10 protein-coding genes are annotated in these 16,271 nt (G+C 35.0%); 1 reads left to right on the top strand and 9 read right to left on the bottom strand.

Translation table 11 applies throughout. The annotated features are described in order from the left end of the window. Positions 1–1,409: 1,409 nt before the first annotated feature. From RINTHH_RS06010 to plsX, 9 genes are all read right to left on the bottom strand, one after another. On the bottom strand, positions 1,410–3,065 hold the full coding sequence (locus tag RINTHH_RS06010; RefSeq protein WP_044304736.1) for an acetolactate synthase large subunit: 1,656 nt from the start codon (positions 3,063–3,065) through the stop codon (positions 1,410–1,412). A gap of 180 nt (positions 3,066–3,245) precedes the next feature. After that, positions 3,246–4,622, bottom strand: a complete 1,377-nt coding sequence (locus RINTHH_RS06005; RefSeq protein ID WP_008234206.1) for an NAD-dependent succinate-semialdehyde dehydrogenase — start codon at positions 4,620–4,622, stop codon at positions 3,246–3,248. A gap of 2,086 nt (positions 4,623–6,708) precedes the next feature. Continuing rightward, the gene (locus RINTHH_RS06000) at positions 6,709–7,050 is read right to left on the bottom strand and encodes a DUF1815 family protein (protein WP_044304735.1); all 342 of its coding nucleotides are present in this window, start codon (positions 7,048–7,050) and stop codon (positions 6,709–6,711) included. Between the two features lie 764 nt (positions 7,051–7,814). Beyond that, on the bottom strand, positions 7,815–9,971 hold the full coding sequence (recQ, locus tag RINTHH_RS05995) for a DNA helicase RecQ (protein ID WP_044304733.1): 2,157 nt from the start codon (positions 9,969–9,971) through the stop codon (positions 7,815–7,817). Between the two features lie 465 nt (positions 9,972–10,436). After that, positions 10,437–10,730: a DUF2288 domain-containing protein gene (locus tag RINTHH_RS05990; RefSeq protein WP_008234198.1), complete on the bottom strand. Its 294-nt coding sequence runs from the start codon at positions 10,728–10,730 to the stop codon at positions 10,437–10,439. Positions 10,731–11,039: 309 nt separating this feature from the next. Next, positions 11,040–11,678 (bottom strand): lysophospholipid acyltransferase family protein, encoded by a 639-nt coding sequence (locus RINTHH_RS05985; protein WP_008234196.1) that lies wholly within the window; start codon positions 11,676–11,678, stop codon positions 11,040–11,042. 87 nt (positions 11,679–11,765) lie between these two features. Beyond that, complete coding sequence (gene fabD, locus RINTHH_RS05980) at positions 11,766–12,644, bottom strand: ACP S-malonyltransferase (RefSeq protein ID WP_008234194.1); 879 nt, start codon at positions 12,642–12,644, stop codon at positions 11,766–11,768. A gap of 138 nt (positions 12,645–12,782) precedes the next feature. Beyond that, positions 12,783–13,778 carry a beta-ketoacyl-ACP synthase 3 gene (locus tag RINTHH_RS05975; protein WP_008234192.1) on the bottom strand — a complete coding sequence of 332 codons (996 nt, stop codon included), beginning with the start codon at positions 13,776–13,778 and terminating at the stop codon, positions 12,783–12,785. Positions 13,779–13,879: 101 nt separating this feature from the next. Then, positions 13,880–14,905 carry a phosphate acyltransferase PlsX gene (gene plsX / locus RINTHH_RS05970; protein WP_008234190.1) on the bottom strand — a complete coding sequence of 342 codons (1,026 nt, stop codon included), beginning with the start codon at positions 14,903–14,905 and terminating at the stop codon, positions 13,880–13,882. Positions 14,906–15,590: 685 nt separating this feature from the next. Here plsX and RINTHH_RS05965 point away from each other — a divergent pair. Next, entirely contained in the window at positions 15,591–16,160 is a 570-nt protein-coding gene (locus tag RINTHH_RS05965) for a methylmalonic aciduria and homocystinuria type D protein (protein ID WP_008234188.1), read from the top strand. The last annotated feature ends 111 nt before the right edge of the window (positions 16,161–16,271 follow it).

Below are 16,271 nucleotides of genomic sequence, written 5' to 3'. Positions count from 1 at the left end.
CCAAGCTACTCCTTTGCAAGGGTAAAGTCAAAACGTAGCAGATAATGAAAATAATTTGCTATGATTATGATAGATAAGCTATATCTTAGCATTAAATTATATAAAGAGATTTTCTATTTCTATACGAACATCATATACATATTTACTCAGCTTCTAGAAATATTTAATTAAGTTCAATAAGTACAACAATTTGGTAATAATTCCAGAAGATTTTCAATATGTTATTCATAAGATTGGATTATTAAAGAATAAAAATTTAAATGGTGCTGTATATAAAATATGCAACAATAATTATTTAACTATATACTGAAGTATAACAAACTAAACCTTATACGATTTAAATGTATTAATAATACTCTCTTTACACAATGCAAAATGGAGAAAATCACAAGATATTAGACCTAATTTTTATTAGGCTAGTTTAGCTTATAAATTCTTTTATGAAATATTCTCATACCATACATGATATGAATTCCGTAGCCATAATAGTTATAATTTCAGAAATTATTGGAATCAAGTAATTACTTAGGTAAAACAAGAATTTTCGTCTGGTTTTACCTCCGGCTTGGGATAATTAATCTCAATATAAAATTATGTATTAGTTGCTGAGTAGGTAAGTTATTAATTTTTAAGACAGAGGGAATACTCAAAAGCGAAAGTCACACATAAGAAACTATTCTAAGTCTGCTACTATTTTGAATAGTTATGTATCAGAACTAATGCAGATATCAAAAGGATAATATAATTATCCAATAAGGATTACCAATATCAATACAGGTTGGTTATAATTTACTTAAGTAATAAATTGGGATCAGATATATATTCAAGGTGTGAGGATATTATGTCTTTATTTAAAACTGAAAAATCCTACAAGCTAAAAATTAGAGATTGATTCTATACAGCTTCTAGTTATAAAAATTTAATCTAATGAAAAAATATTAAAATAAGCGGATTTAAACAAAGATAGAGTATGATAAAGCACCAACCTAAAAAATACTGCTATTTTCTGTAAATAGTACAACTCCATAAACTACACAAAATTTATGAGTTATACAATGAAAATTTGTAATTGTTGAAACACATATGATGGCGAATTTTCTATTAAATTTAGCACCTGGAAGATTGCCTAGGATATAAATGGGGGGTACAGATAGTTTAACCCCCATTTATAATGCAAATTGCATGCTACCGTAACATAAAAGTTCTCTATTCTATTAGCTGTAAGCAGTAAATAATCGTAATTATTCTTAAATTTAATTACGATTATTTATACTCATGACACTATGAGATTCTAATCTAGAACTAGCATTACTGCAAACTGCATGTTGTTTAGTTGAATGAACTCTCAATTTAGCATATTTTGCTTTCTAACCTATTTATTTCTCTTGGGGTTAAGGCTCAATAAGAATTTAAGTTGATTCCTGTGACATGCAAGATAGTTTATCAGCTTTTTGAGTTAAACGAATGTTCTCCCTATAATCTACTGGACAATCAATTATTGCTGGTACATCTTGTGCTAAAGCTTCTTTTAAGATGGGAATGAAATCCTCAGATGCATTCACTCGGTAACCTTTTAATCCCATACTTTCTGCTAATTTGACAAAGTCAGGATTCCCAAACTCGATAAAGGATGACTTACCTTCACCAAAGTGATTTTCTTGCTTCCATCCAATTAGGCCGTAACCACCATCATGAAAAATAAGAGTAACAAAAGCTGTACCCACACGTAAAGCTGTTTCTAATTCTTGGCAATTCATCATGAACCCGCCATCTCCAGTTACAGCTACAACTTTACGATTGGGATAAACTAGTTTTGCAGCCAAAGCTCCAGGAATAGCTATTCCCATGGCTGCAAAACCATTTGAAATCAAGCAGGTATTGGGGCTATGACAATGGTAATGGCGGGCCATCCATATCTTATGTGCACCTACATCAGAAATTACAACATCATCTGGTCCCATTACCTCGCGCAAATCATGAATTAACTTTTGTGGTTTTACAGGAAACCCATTATCATTGGCATATTGCTCATAATCAGCACGAATATTTGCCTTTAAACTAATGGCATATGGATTGGGCTTAAGGTCTCTGTCTGCTAGTTTCGCAATTTCTGTCAGTGAGTTAGAAATATCCCCTACTACTTCTACTAAGGGAATATAACTACTATCAATTTCCGCCTTATTTAGTCCAACATGAATAATAGGGATACTTCCTTCAGGATTCCATTTTTTTGGGGAGAACTCAATTAAGTCATAACCAATTGCAATAACTAAGTCTGTATTATCAAAACCACAGTTGATAAAATCCCTTTGCTGTAGTCCTACTGACCATAAGGCCAATGGATGAGTATAAGGAATTACACCTTTACCCATAAAGGTATTGACAACAGGAATATTCATCTGGGTAGCAAATTGTGTGACAGCATCGCTTGCCTGAGCGCGGATAGCTCCATTACCAACTAGAATAATGGGATTCGTCGCTTGAGAAACGGCAGCAGCAGCAGCTCTAATAATAGCAAAGGAAGTGTAGGTTTTTTCATTGTTGTCTGGCCGTAAAGGTTCCCCTTTTACAGGCATAGCAGCAATATTTTCAGGCAAGTCTATATGAACTGCACCTGGTTCCTCTGCTTGTGCTTTTTTAAAAGCTTTACGGACAACTTCTGGAGTTATGCTTGGTCGTACAATTTGTTTGTTCCATTTGGTCACAGGAGCAAACATGGCTACTAAGTCCAAGTATTGGTGGGATTCAATATGCATTCTGTCTGTGCCTACTTGCCCAGTGATTGCCACTAATGGTGAGCTATCAAGGTTAGCATCAGCAACACCTGTCATTAAGTTAGTCGCCCCTGGACCTAGTGTTGAAAGACACACTCCTGCCTTTCCCGTTAGTCTTCCATAGACATCTGCCATAAAGGCTGCCCCCTGTTCGTGCCGGGTAGTAATAAATTGAATGGAAGACCCTTTCAAAGCTTCTAAAACATGTAGGTTCTCTTCCCCAGGCAATCCAAAAATATATTCTACTCCTTCATTTTCCAAACACTTTACCAATAACTCTGCTGTATTCATTATTTGTTATCCTCCATACTGTCTTGTTTTTTTTGGAATGTTTATATGTTCTTAAAACTTACTACTCTAGTAAAGAACAATCGATGAATGTGATTTTCAGTTGTAAAAATTACTTAAGATTTACATCAAAATACATTTACTGGACAATGTATTTGTCAAATTATTTTTGAGACTGATTTGTTATGAAATTTGCTTTACCCATATAGTTTTAACATTAACAAACTCATGTATGCCTTGAATACTTAATTCTCTTCCGTATCCAGACCGTTTTACGCCACCGAAAGGCATACGAGGATCGGATTTAACTATACCATTGATAAATACTGCTCCAGCTTCAATTTCGTTAATTAAGTATTGCTGCTCCTGGGGATCATTTGTCCAAGCGCTGGCACCAAGCCCAAAAGGGGTATCATTAGCCAATTGAATTGCTGTATCAATATCTGGAACCCGAAATAACATCCCTACAGGTCCAAAAAATTCTTCTCTAGCCACAGGATTTTCTGGGAGAATGTCAACAATTAGGGTTGGTGGGTAGTAGTTACCGGAATTATTTTGTATAGGTTTACCACCTAAAACTAGTTTTGCCCCAGCATTTATGGCTTTCTGCACTTTTTGGTCTATATCCTCAAGAATTTTATTGGTTGCCAAAGGCCCAATATCAGTTTCCGGAAGCATGGGATCGCCAATTTTTAATGCTTGAAACTCTTCTATTAGGAGTTTTTCAAACTCATCTGCAATTGAATCAATTACAATAAAGCGTTTTGCTGCAATACAAGATTGTCCATTATTTAACATCCGTGATGTTGTCCCAGTTACTGCAGCCGCCTTTAAATTGGCACTTGATAAAACAATAAATGGGTCGCTACCACCCAATTCCAACACAGTTTTTTTGATATGCATTCCTGATGTAGCAGCTAAGGAAATACCTGCAGGTTCACTACCAGTCAATGTAGCAGCTTTTACTCGTTGGTCTGCTATTAGTGGTGATACTTGATTTGCACCAATTAAGAGGGTTTGAAATATTCCATTAGCAAAACCTGCTTTATGGAAAATCTCTTCGATGGCTAAGGCACATTGAGGTACATTAGAAGCATGTTTGAGTAGGGCAACATTCCCTGCCATTAGTGCAGGTGCAGCAAAACGAAATACTTGCCAAAAAGGGAAATTCCAAGGCATTACAGCTAAAATTATCCCCAGAGGTTGATATCTAACAAAACTTTGGCTAGCATCAGTTTGAACGGTTTTATCTGAAAGAAATTCGGCCCCGTTCTCGGCATAGTAATTACACACCAGCAAACATTTTTCTACTTCTGCGACTGCGCTTTTATAAGTCTTACCCATTTCTAGAGTCATTAACTTGGCGAAATCAGCTTTCCCTTGCTTCAAAATATCAGCACAGGACTCTAATAGGTGTGATCGCTGTTGAAAATTAGTATGTCGATATGTTTCAAAAGCCTGTTGTGCTAAATGAATTTTGGCAGAAATCTCCTCGTTACTGAGGGGGGTAAATGTTTTTAACAGTTCCCCCGTGGCGGGGTTAATAGTGGAGATAGTCATCTTCTAACCTCTCATCAAAAATATTTCAGGTAGCATCCAATTCCCCTAGATTAATTATTATAGGAGCTAATACCAGAATTCTCATGTTATCCTCCTGTATTGTCAGTCAAATCTTAGAACTTCTCAACTTAACTTTGCATTAGCAGACAGCGCGATTAATGAAGTGTTTATGTTAAACATTTAAACTTTCATTTACTTTGCTTCGTCTTACCTTAAGGGCTATGACTAATCCTATTACACCTCAATTCCTATTATTCTCCATACACCTTTAATAAGGGTCAACTAATTCTAACGATTTGAGTCCTCATAATGGTTATCCAGTCAAGGCTCAACAAAAATGTCATGCATGTTCATACCATCACTCCAAGACAAGAACTCAATTTCCCGGCCTAAATAACAACGAGATCAGGTTAGTATTTGTTGTTCTAACAGATAGAAGTCTTAAAAGTCATACTCTCTACCAACAACCTCAAAACATTTAGCTGCCTTGCATGTGGGCAACGGAGTTTGAACTCCAATTTAAATACTTCTATTTATCCATAGTAATATTAAATTTCCCTAAAAGTTAATGAATCAATAAGAAATGACAAACAGCCTGGCATAACCTGTCGTCAATATACATTCTGAGGGATTTTTAACAAATCTTGATGGATTTTTAACAATTGGAATTAACCGACACTAATTTAGTATATATCACTTTCACCTATAACTTCTTAAGAAATGGCAATTCATTATTTGCAGTTATTGTTTAAAGTACCCACGATTGAGAGTATTTTGATTTATTAGCAACTTATTATCACATTAATACCCCAGAAAATCCAACAATGACAGTGATTAATAATTAGCATTAAACTACCCCATTACTCCCATGTTGATAAAGGTAGAAGAATGTATCCAAATTATTTTCAATGATGTTAACATTGCAAACATCTAGAATGCTAAATTGGTTTTAGGAGTAAACTATCTGCCTTGTTAGTTTATCTACTTTGAGGTTATTAGAAAAGTTAGTGGGTAAGGAAGACTAATCATTCTATTTAGTATGGGAGAACACTAATATAGAATATTAGATATTACTAGAGCAACTTCAATGACGCATTTACAACAATTGAAAATCATGCGGTGTCTGCTAAAAAATTTACAAGTATTTGTTTTATAAGTAATGATACAAAAATTCCAAATAATGATTTTTTATAGTAGTTAAATTTCTAGAGGAATTTGTAGATATATTTAGGAGCTTACTGGTAGTTTGGGTTACTGAAAACTGTCAACGGCCTTTTATTTACTTGTTCTCCTACAACTTTCATTAAAATATCCTTAATTTTTAAAGGTCATTCAAGTATAGTTTTACCTTTTTTCTATCCATAGAAACTAATATAGCTTTAGTAGTAACAAACAATTGCTTACCACCACTAGAAATAATTTTATAATCATAATTTATATGCACACTAATGAGGTCTATAAGAGTTTTCACAATTGCTTTAGTCCTTTACTTAATAGGATCGTAATAGAATATGGATTCAATCACTAGTAAGTCATAACCCAAAACTACAAAATCAGCATAGTTAATACGAAATAGAAGCAAAATATTCTACCTGTGCCTTTTCCATTTATTTGGAGATAATTCCCATCTCAAATAATCTCTGAATAATCTGTCGTATATTTAAACTAACTTTTAAATGCATGTATACATTTAAATATTAAATCGTTTGTTCAATGATGCTTACAGATTTTATATAGACATGACTTTCTGATACAGAAAGTCATTGTACCTTGTCTAAAGAATAAGCAATAACTTTTATTTTAAGAAAATTAAATATATTGGGGTTTAATTTTCTTCGATTAATTTATACGTGTGACTTAGGCTTGACAAGCATAGTAGTCAGAACCTTGCTGCAATTTTATTAATTGCATATCATCAAATTTGTAAGCTATATATTGTAAACAGACCGAGCAGTACTTACACTAGTAACCCAACGTGAATTGCTAGTGTAAGTACTGCTCGGTGAACAATAATTAATCCCTAACAAAAACTAAATGGCCTGTTCATAATCTTGATTTTTTATTGTCTTATGAATGGTTGTTAATGCTATCGTTTTACTAGAGTTTTTTTGCCTATATGAATAGGTATAAATTCCTTGATTAGATTAGAAAGTTCTTTTAATTGGCTTATGGCTTCAGCACCCTCTAATTTCATTAATTCATGATCATCCCGCATTTCAGTCCAGGTAATTCCATAATCTGATACTAAAAAGCGAATCAAGTGGTTTTCTCCTAAGCTGACCATAAAAGAAGCGCTATTCCTTTGATTCCCACAAGTATAGCATGAGGCAGTATATCCCTGTCTTTCAAGGACAATTGCCAATGCTTGTAAATTCATTACAAGTTCCTGAACAAATAGTCGGTGTTGTTGCGCTAGTCTTATAAACACGTTGATCCTCCAAACACCACTGTTAATTTTATATTTTCTTTAGATTTAAGCGCATAATGGCATTATGAACTAAATATTGCATCTTGAACACAGATTGTAATCAGTTAGATCAACTACCTTAAGCAAGTTAGTTGATCTAAGGTGATATTACCGCATCAAAAATTCACTTTGGTTGTTCTTTCATCAGCACTTGGACAAAACAAACAAGCAATAATGAATGCCTTCATGATTGTAACTATGTAAAAATATTTGCGAAGTAAAAATATTTACAAAATATAACTTAGGAACTCAACCAAATATTCCTGAAGAATCAGTGCTAATTTCCAGGCACTCCAATATCTTACGGAGCTTGATAAGGAATAAATAGTTCCAAAAATTAGAGGATATTAAATATCATTTCCCAGGCTTTTGCCAAGTAATAGCCTGCTTGTACATTTATATTATCTTTTCTCAGAAAAATAATTTTTACTTTTACAGATGTAGATATTATAACTAATAAGATTGTATTACACTTTGCTAGAAATAAACTAATTAGCCCCACCTAACCCAAGTTTTTAATGAATTCTTACAGACTAGAATGAAGTCTAATCATAGGGTCTTGAAGATTTTTTTCTTGAATTATGTCACTTCCAGCAAACATTAGTCATCAACTTGCTTTGATACCCTCTTAATAACCAGTATTGCTTACATACTAGTTATTTAATTTTCATTATTTCTTTTTCTCTAACAAATCTATTAAAAGTTGATATGTGATGTAATCACAATTATTTGCGGTTTTGATTTCGCCATGTACTTCTTACGAAACGAATTTCATCATAACTATAGCTATCTCCCAAATATTCTTTGATAGTTTTCATGGAAATATCTCCTAAACTATCTAGTGATTGTAGAATTTCTTTTTGTTTCTCCTTAGATACAAAGTGATTAATATCTACTGGTTGATTTTTTTCTATTAACTTGCAGAGATGATAAATAATTGTAGTGGGATGGAGATTTCTTTGGACAGCAATTTGTTTAATATTCAGACTTTGTTGATAGAGTTGTAAAGTTAATAGCTCAGTACTAGAAGGATGGTTGTTGTTCTGTTTAACTTGGATTAGAGATAGAGATGAATTGTGCTCTTGGCAGCAGGTACGGATTTCTGTTAATAAGCTATCACCATATTGATAAAGTTTATGACTATCAATTCCAGAGATTTCGCCTAATTTTTCTTTAGTCTGGGGTTGTACCTGTGATATGAGTTCTAAGACAGAATCAGTAAAAATAACATGGGGTTGTACAGATTGTTGGTCTGCTAATTCTCTGCGTAGGGATCGCAATCTGTTAAGTAATATATCTGCGATTCTAACTTTAGGATTACCATGATATGTAGTAGTTTGAAGTCTAATAGGAATTGATAGTTTTACTTGACGCTGTTGTCGCATAACTTTCCAACTCAAATGGTTCAACTTGAGTATAGAATAGCCATCATCAGTTTGTGTGAGCAGACCCTGGTGGAGTAATGATCGCGCCAAGTTCCTCCATTCGTCTATGCTTCTATTCTTCCCAATACCATGGGTAGAGAGTTCATTATGTTTGTATCGCATTACTTTCTGATTTTGAGAGCCCTGTAATACATCGATGATATGGCTCATACCAAATTTTTCCTTACAACGAGCTACGCAGGATAAAAACTTCATTGCTTCTAGCGTCCAATCTTCTACAGGTTGTGGATTAAGACAGTTATCACAATTGCCACAGTTACCAGCAAATTGCTCCCCAAAATAACCTAATTGGATTGTGCGTCGGCAAATTGTACTTTCCACATAATCAACCATTTGCCGTAGCTGTTGTTTAGCAATCAACTGTTCCTGAAGATTATTTTTTTGATTGATACTCCATTCAATGGTCTTGATATCACTATAGTCAAAAAATATTGCACACAGAGATAACTCTCCATCTCTACCAGCTCTTCCAGATTCTTGATAATAACTTTCCAAATTTCGAGGTAAACAATAGTGTATTACGAAACGTACATCAGGCTTATTAATACCCATACCAAAAGCAATAGTTGCTATCATCACCCGTACATCACCCTGGATAAATTTGGTTTGATTTTGGGTACGTACCTTATCACTTAATCCTGCATGATAAGGTAGGGCAGAAATACTATCATGTTGGAGTTTAAAAGCAATCTCTTCGACCTGTTTGCGTGTCAAACAATAGATAATCCCTGGGCCATCACTTTTCCCTATAAAATCTACAATTTCTCTGTAAGTATTCCTATTTTTCTCTCGTACTTCATAGTAAAGATTTTGACGATTAAAACTTGCTATATGGATGCTGGGTTGTCTTAGTCCTAATTTGATAATTATATCATTACGAACCCTATCTGTAGCTGTTGCAGTTAACGCAAAAATAGGCACATGGGGAAGCCGAACTCTCAGTACTTTTAACTTGCTGTATTCGGGACGAAAATCATGCCCCCATTCTGATATACAATGTGCTTCATCAATTGCAAATGCAGAAATACCTACCTCATGCTCAACTAAATCAAGAAATGGTAAAAACTTTCCGCTAACAAGTTTTTCAGGCGCAATATAAAGTAGCTTCACTTTACCATCTATGATTTTTTGTTCCCGTGTTCGGATTTGATATTGGTTTAAACTACTATTAAGAAAAGTTGCTGCAATGCCGTTCTTTTGTAAAGTTTCCACTTGGTCTTGCATTAATGCAATTAATGGAGAAATGACTACCGTTAAGCCTGATTTCATTAATGCTGGTAACTGAAAACAGATAGATTTCCCACCACCAGTAGGCATAATTACTAGCAAATCCCTATTTTGCATTGCATCCTCAATAATTCTTCTTTGTCCAAGACGAAAATTATCGTAACCAAAGTAGTATTTTAGTGATTCTTCTAAACTAGGATGCATAGTTATTAAGATATGCTTAATTGCACGCGATTAATATATAATAGTTCTTATATTGTTAGTCATAGCTTGACAATCATAAATAATATTTTCAACTTAAAACTCTTAATCAGCATAGTTCTTATAGCTATTTAATTAGTACAATCTTATTATCCTTATTTATATATCGAGTTTTTCATAATATAAACACTTAGTATTATCCTCAAAAACTTAGACTTGAAAATATATACTTTGAGATTTCATTATTAGATATTTCTGCTTACCTTAGTAGTCAGGATCAATAAATTAACAATTTAGACATATGAGATATTTTCTGGTGGTGCTTTTATTCCTAAACTAACACCTGAGAGATTTATCAGGGCCCAAGGCTATGTTTGTTGCTACAAATAGAAGGCTTTCAAAATATCCTCATTAATTAAGTATTATTATCCCTACCCCATAACTTCTGCTTTATAGTTTTTTTATTTTGGATTATTACTTGGCTTTTACTAACACATAAGGCTGCACAATTAGAGTGTAAAACCGCTTTGTACGATGCCTATTCCATTCGCCTATTTCTTCTATAGAAGGTTTAGTAATTAAAGCTTCACTAATCCACAAGCCTACTTTTTCTGTATCATCAGAAGCTACTGCAGCCCCTACTTCTATTAATTCTAATCCTGTCTTCACGACAATAATTGCATCTCTTTTTGCATGGGGAATTAACCAGTCCCACTCTGCCTCATCTAAGTTTTCTTGTAATTGTACTCTTAAATCTTGATTAGTCATTGGCTTTTGGTTTTGGATCTTGAAAATTAGAAGTTAGATAGAGTATTTTATGTTTCTCATGGAATTTGTTATATTAAGAAAGCAAAATTTTATGATAGTCGGTATAAAATTTACTCTTGATATTATTCAGACTTGTTCTGAGATAAAAATATGTACTTCTTTATACCTAAAATATTTTATTTCAGGTATAGGCTATCTATAACGAAAGTATTGAAGCCTTGTAATTATTCCTAAAATAGAGTCAAGTCATTTGTTAGTTTCTATTTGATTTATAGCTTTAAGTATAATCCTTGTATTGTCAGAGTAGAATTATCTGCCTAAATCATGCAAATCATTAATTGCTGCTGTACATTTTTGTGTTACTAAGTCTAATTCTTCTTTCCCAGTAGATTGAGAATGATTAATAATATTGCCAATCCTTATTGTTACTGGCACAGGGCGGGGCAAGATACCACCTCCTACTTTTATTGCTTCTGTCCCCCACAAGCATACAGGCAAGAGAGGAGCCTTTGCCTTAGCAGAAATTAAGACTGCACCTCTTTTTGGATCTGTAATTTTCCCATTAGGAGTGCGGGTACCCTGTAAAAATAACCCTATAGCCCAACCACCTTCTAAGTATTTTAAGGCTGAACGAATAGCATTGCGATCAGCTGCACCTCTACTTACTGGATAAGCTCCATATAACTCGATAGCCTGCCCTAATATGGGGATCTGAAAAAGTTCTTTTTTTGCCATATATGCTACAGGACGGCAGACACAACTAGAAAGAATAGGTGGATCAAAATTACTCGCATGATTACTAACTATTACCAAAGGCCCTGTTCGAGGTACATTTTCCATGCCATAAATTCTACCCCGAAAGTAGGTATGTAAAACAGGACTAACTACAAACCATTTAAAGGCGTAGTAAAGCATAAGACTAATAAGCGGTTCGCGGCTTTGGAACATATTTTGGATAAATAGAGGATAGCAAGAAAAAATTTAACTACCAAGTAAGAGAAGTAAAATAAAAAAATTCTCTCTAAGTCTTAAATATCAATTTTCAATATCAGATATACTCTGAATATTTTCCAGAATTAAATTAGGACAAGTGCGTTTAATTAAGCCAGTTAAAACATTTCCCGGCCCAATTTCTATAACCTTTTCAACTCCTTCTTCTGGAAGAGCTAAGGCTATCTCACGCCAACGCACTACACTAGTCATCTGTTTCATAAGACGCTGTTTTAATATCTTGGCTGATACTGACGGAGTTGGTTCAGTATTAGATAATACGGGTATATTAGCATCTAGAAATTCTACTGATGTTAATATATCCTTGAATTTCTGGGAAGCCGGTTTCATAATATTGGAGTGAAATGCACCAGAAACTTTTAAGGGAATTGTCCTTTTACTTTTAACCTGTGAGATCACTAATTTTACTGCTTTGGGAGTACCAGAAATAACAACTTGATTAGGACTGTTATCATTAGCGAGAAACACCTCGGGGTTATTAGCAATGGCATTTTCTAATTGTTTCCTATCAAATTTAATTAAAGCTGCCATCATTCCTCCAGAAGCACTATTCATTAGTTCGGCACGGGACTTCACTAACTGAAGTCCCGTTGACCATTCGAATACTCCAGCAACATACAAAGCAACGTATTCTCCTAAACTATGGCCAGCAACTAAATCTGGTTGCTGCTTTTGCCTGATCAAGTCAGCAAGAATAGTTTCTACTATATAGAGGCAAGGCTGTGTGTAGAGGGTTTCTAATAGCTTATCAGGTTTATTATGGCATATATCAATTAAAGACCAACCCAAAATATTCTTAGCCCAAGCAAATTTTTCTTTTGCCAATGGGTGGGCTCTTAAATCGTCTCCCATTCCCTGATTTTGGGAACCTTGTCCAGGAAAAACCCATGCAGTCTTAGTCATTCAAAAAAAATTGTATTTTAGATATTATTTGGATATTGGATTAGTTTAGGATTTGAGATTGAATATTGAATATTTACACTCTAACTCCTTGGTTCTAGGATACATACAAAGATTAACCCTGTTACCTCGACATTTAATTTAGCCTCTTGCCCATTGGAAAATCACAGAGCCCCAAGTTAATCCAGCACCAAAACCAGACGCGGCAATCACATGATTAGGCTGGATTTTTCCTTGTCTTATTGCCTCATCTAATGCTATAGGTATGGAAGCAGCAGAAGTATTACCATAAGAAGCTAAGTTGCTAATCACTTTATGCTCAGGCACTTTTAGCCGTTGGGCAACAGCATCAAGAATACGCTGGTTTGCCTGATGTAAAAGTAACCAATCAATGTCTTCTACTGTTAAATTGGCACGGAATAGGGCTTTATCAATAATTTCTGGCACTTTTTGCACAGCAAACTTATATACTTCTTTTCCATTCATAGAAATACTTTGGAAATTCCCCGTACTGACAGTAATATTATCTGTTAGATTCCGGCATTGGGGTACATATGCAAGATTTAGACTGTCATTTTGTGTACCATCACTTCTTAGTTCAAAGCTTAATAAGCGGTCACTCTGATTAGACTGTAAAACTATGGCTCCCGCACCATCGCCAAATAGCACACAAGTACGTCTATCTTCCCAATCTACCCAACGAGAGAGAATATCCGCCCCAATTAACAAGGCATTTTGAAATACTCCTGTTCTAATGTATTGGGCAGCTGTTACCATACCAAATATAAAACCGGAGCAAGCAGCAGTCAAATCAAAGGCTACAGCTCTAGTTGCTCCTATTCTTCCTTGAATTTGACAAGCACTACCAAACAAATCATCGGGGGTAGAAGTTGCCAGAAGAATCAAATCAATCTCTTGGGGTGTAATTCCTGCCATAGCAATCGCATTTTTTGCTGATACTGAGGCAAGTTGGGTTAATGAATCATTACAACTAGCTAAATGTCGTTGGCGAATACCAGTTCTGGTGGTAACCCACTCATCACAAGTATCCACGAAATTCATTATCCCCTGATTATCAAGAGAAGTTTTAGGTATTGCTGAGCCACTTCCTGTAATTGCTATTCCTAAATTCTGCACGCCTAGCCTCCAAAGTTATTGGCTATAAGTTATTAGAAAGTTGTCAGTAGTTAAGGATATTACTTACATGTGCGAATCCGTTAACTATGAACTCATTCCTTCTAGCCACTCTCATGTTGTAGACTCTGGTATTGGGATTGAATTCTTTGTAAAACCTGATGATCTACAGCTTCCTTTGCCATTCTAATAGCATTAAAAATAGAAGGTGCTTGGGAGCTACCATGACCAATCACACAAATCCCATTTACGCCTAAAAGTAAAGCACCCCCATGTTCTGCATGATCTATGCGTTGTTTAATATTTTTAAGATTGGGTTTTAAAACTGCTGTACCGATTTGACCTCGCCACCCGTGGGGTAACTCTTCCTTCAGAATTTGAAGAACAATATTACCTAAAGCCTCAGCAAATTTCAGCAACACGTTGCCGACAAACCCATCACATACAATTACATCAAAATCGCCAGAAAGTACATCCCTACCTTCCGCATTACCAACAAAGTTAATATGACTATTTTCTTTGAGCATCTGATAAGTACGCACAGCAGCATCATTACCCTTACAATCTTCTTCTCCAATGTTTAATAAACCCACTTTGGGTTTGGGAACACCTAATACATATTGACTGTAAGCTGAACCCAACATGGCAAATTGCTCTAGAAATTTAGGACGACAGTCTACATTTGCCCCCACATCTAGAACCAGTACCTGCTTACTAGCAATCATGGTAGGGAATATAGCCCCAATTGCTGGACGATCAATCCCTGTTAGTCTTCCCAAACGCAATAGGGCTGCTCCCATGACTGCCCCAGAGTGTCCAGCAGAAACTACAGCTTCTGCTTGACCCTGCTTAACTAAACTCATAGCCACATTAATTGAAGCCTTTGGTTTGCGTCTTACACCTATAAGAGCATCCTCATACATGAAAATTGTGTCTTCAGCAGGTACAATTTCCACATGATTCAAGCTTGCATTTGCTGGCAGGCTAGCTTCAATCTCCTGGGGATCTCCTACCAACAAAACTTCCACATCTAACTCTTCTTTTGCCCGCAGTGCGCCAGCAACGACTTCACCGGGGGCGTAATCCCCTCCCATTGCATCAACTGCAATACGTACGCAAGTCGATCCCATTGTTCCTAGCTCAAAGAACCTTACAAATTTTACAAGATGCCCTAATTTTTCATCATTAGCTTGCTTAAATGCTAACTTTTTTGATGAGCTAAATTTACGGCATAAAGTATCTAGCTAGCCCAAAATAACATGAATTGACTCTCATCATAAGATTTATGGCCCAATTTAATACCATCTGTTTTCAGTCAGCAATAAATAGCTAATGCATTTGCTATAAGTTTTAAGGGTTACCTCAAGGATGAGATCACACCAGATTTTACCAACTGGTATTTTATAGTAAAACTTACGAAAGGAAGATACTTATCTGATCAGATTAATAATTAACTGATAACCAAGTCAACAAAAAAATCTATTTATCTAGTGTAATCTGTACTCGTTTTATCTGCGATTTGTTTTTTTTGGAAATTATTTCAGGTGTTAGTTTTACAAAAAAATCATTAGTTACATATGGCTCAAGTAATATTCCCTCCTCAATTATAGCAATAGCATTATTTAGATATGCTGTTGATAGGTGCATTTACTATGAACTTGGAAAATAGAGGATGGTTTGCAGTAGATTTTGCGAAGCCATATATATTATGGATCATTATCTTGAAGGGAAAAAGCACAACAATATTAGAGTAGCCATAAACCTTATAATTTAGATTAAAATTAGATTAAAACAATTTACAAAATAGCAATAGTAGTGGATTATCCCGTAGCTCGCTCAAACGCAGATGTCGGCCAAATTAACTTTGTTGGCAGAGAGGGAAAAGGAATTCAGATTACTATTCATCCCCCCAGTCAATATGTTCAAAGAAACCGCAACCGCATTTTTCCAGATTGGCAAAATCAGCCAATACTATGGGTGGTAATTATTTTGCAACAATCACACTTTCCAATTATGGAAATTACTCCACAGATAGAGAGTGAAAAACAAAAACTTAGGGGAATTTTCATACATTTTGGTTTTGAACTAGCTGTTAGTCTAAATTATCATGGTTACCCAAGCGATATAGTAGATCCTTGTACTGGCTATCCTTTACTTTCTCATCCTGGTGATATTCCTCATGATGATATTGCCACTGTAAAAGCCCTGCTTCATTATCCTATTATTCGTAATAAGTGTCGTATGTTAATCCATCCTAAATGGGGAACTTGCATCTATCCAAGCATTTTAATTTCAACAGCTGAACCCATACTTATTGATTTAGTGATTAAAAGCATTGCTCCCGAATACCATTGGAGACAAGTTAATAATATGACAATTACATAAAATTTACAGGCGTGATTTGATTTGAGAAACCCAAGACAAATTAAACATCAGCACTTCCAATTATACAAGCCCACTCATTGTGTAATGATGCTTTATTAGCATAATGCTGTA

It is taken from the genome of Richelia intracellularis HH01 (assembly GCF_000350105.1).
Lineage (GTDB): Bacteria > Cyanobacteriota > Cyanobacteriia > Cyanobacteriales > Nostocaceae > Richelia > Richelia intracellularis.
The sequence above is the reverse complement of the archived record's forward strand: the minus strand, read 5'-3'. Positions and strand labels throughout refer to the sequence as shown.

Excerpts from the sequence above, each read along its gene's own strand:
- RINTHH_RS05990 (WP_008234198.1), bottom strand. The coding sequence starts at position 10,730 with ATGACTAATCAAGATTTAAGAGTACAATTACAAGAAAACTTAGATGAG.
- RINTHH_RS06010 (WP_044304736.1), bottom strand. The coding sequence starts at position 3,065 with ATGAATACAGCAGAGTTATTGGTAAAGTGTTTGGAAAATGAAGGAGTA.
- fabD (WP_008234194.1), bottom strand. The coding sequence starts at position 12,644 with ATGACTAAGACTGCATGGGTTTTTCCTGGACAAGGTTCCCAAAATCAG.
- RINTHH_RS06005 (WP_008234206.1), bottom strand. The coding sequence starts at position 4,622 with ATGACTATCTCCACTATTAACCCCGCCACGGGGGAACTGTTAAAAACA.
- RINTHH_RS05985 (WP_008234196.1), bottom strand. The coding sequence starts at position 11,678 with ATGTTCCAAAGCCGCGAACCGCTTATTAGTCTTATGCTTTACTACGCC.
- plsX (WP_008234190.1), bottom strand. The coding sequence starts at position 14,905 with ATGGGATCGACTTGCGTACGTATTGCAGTTGATGCAATGGGAGGGGAT.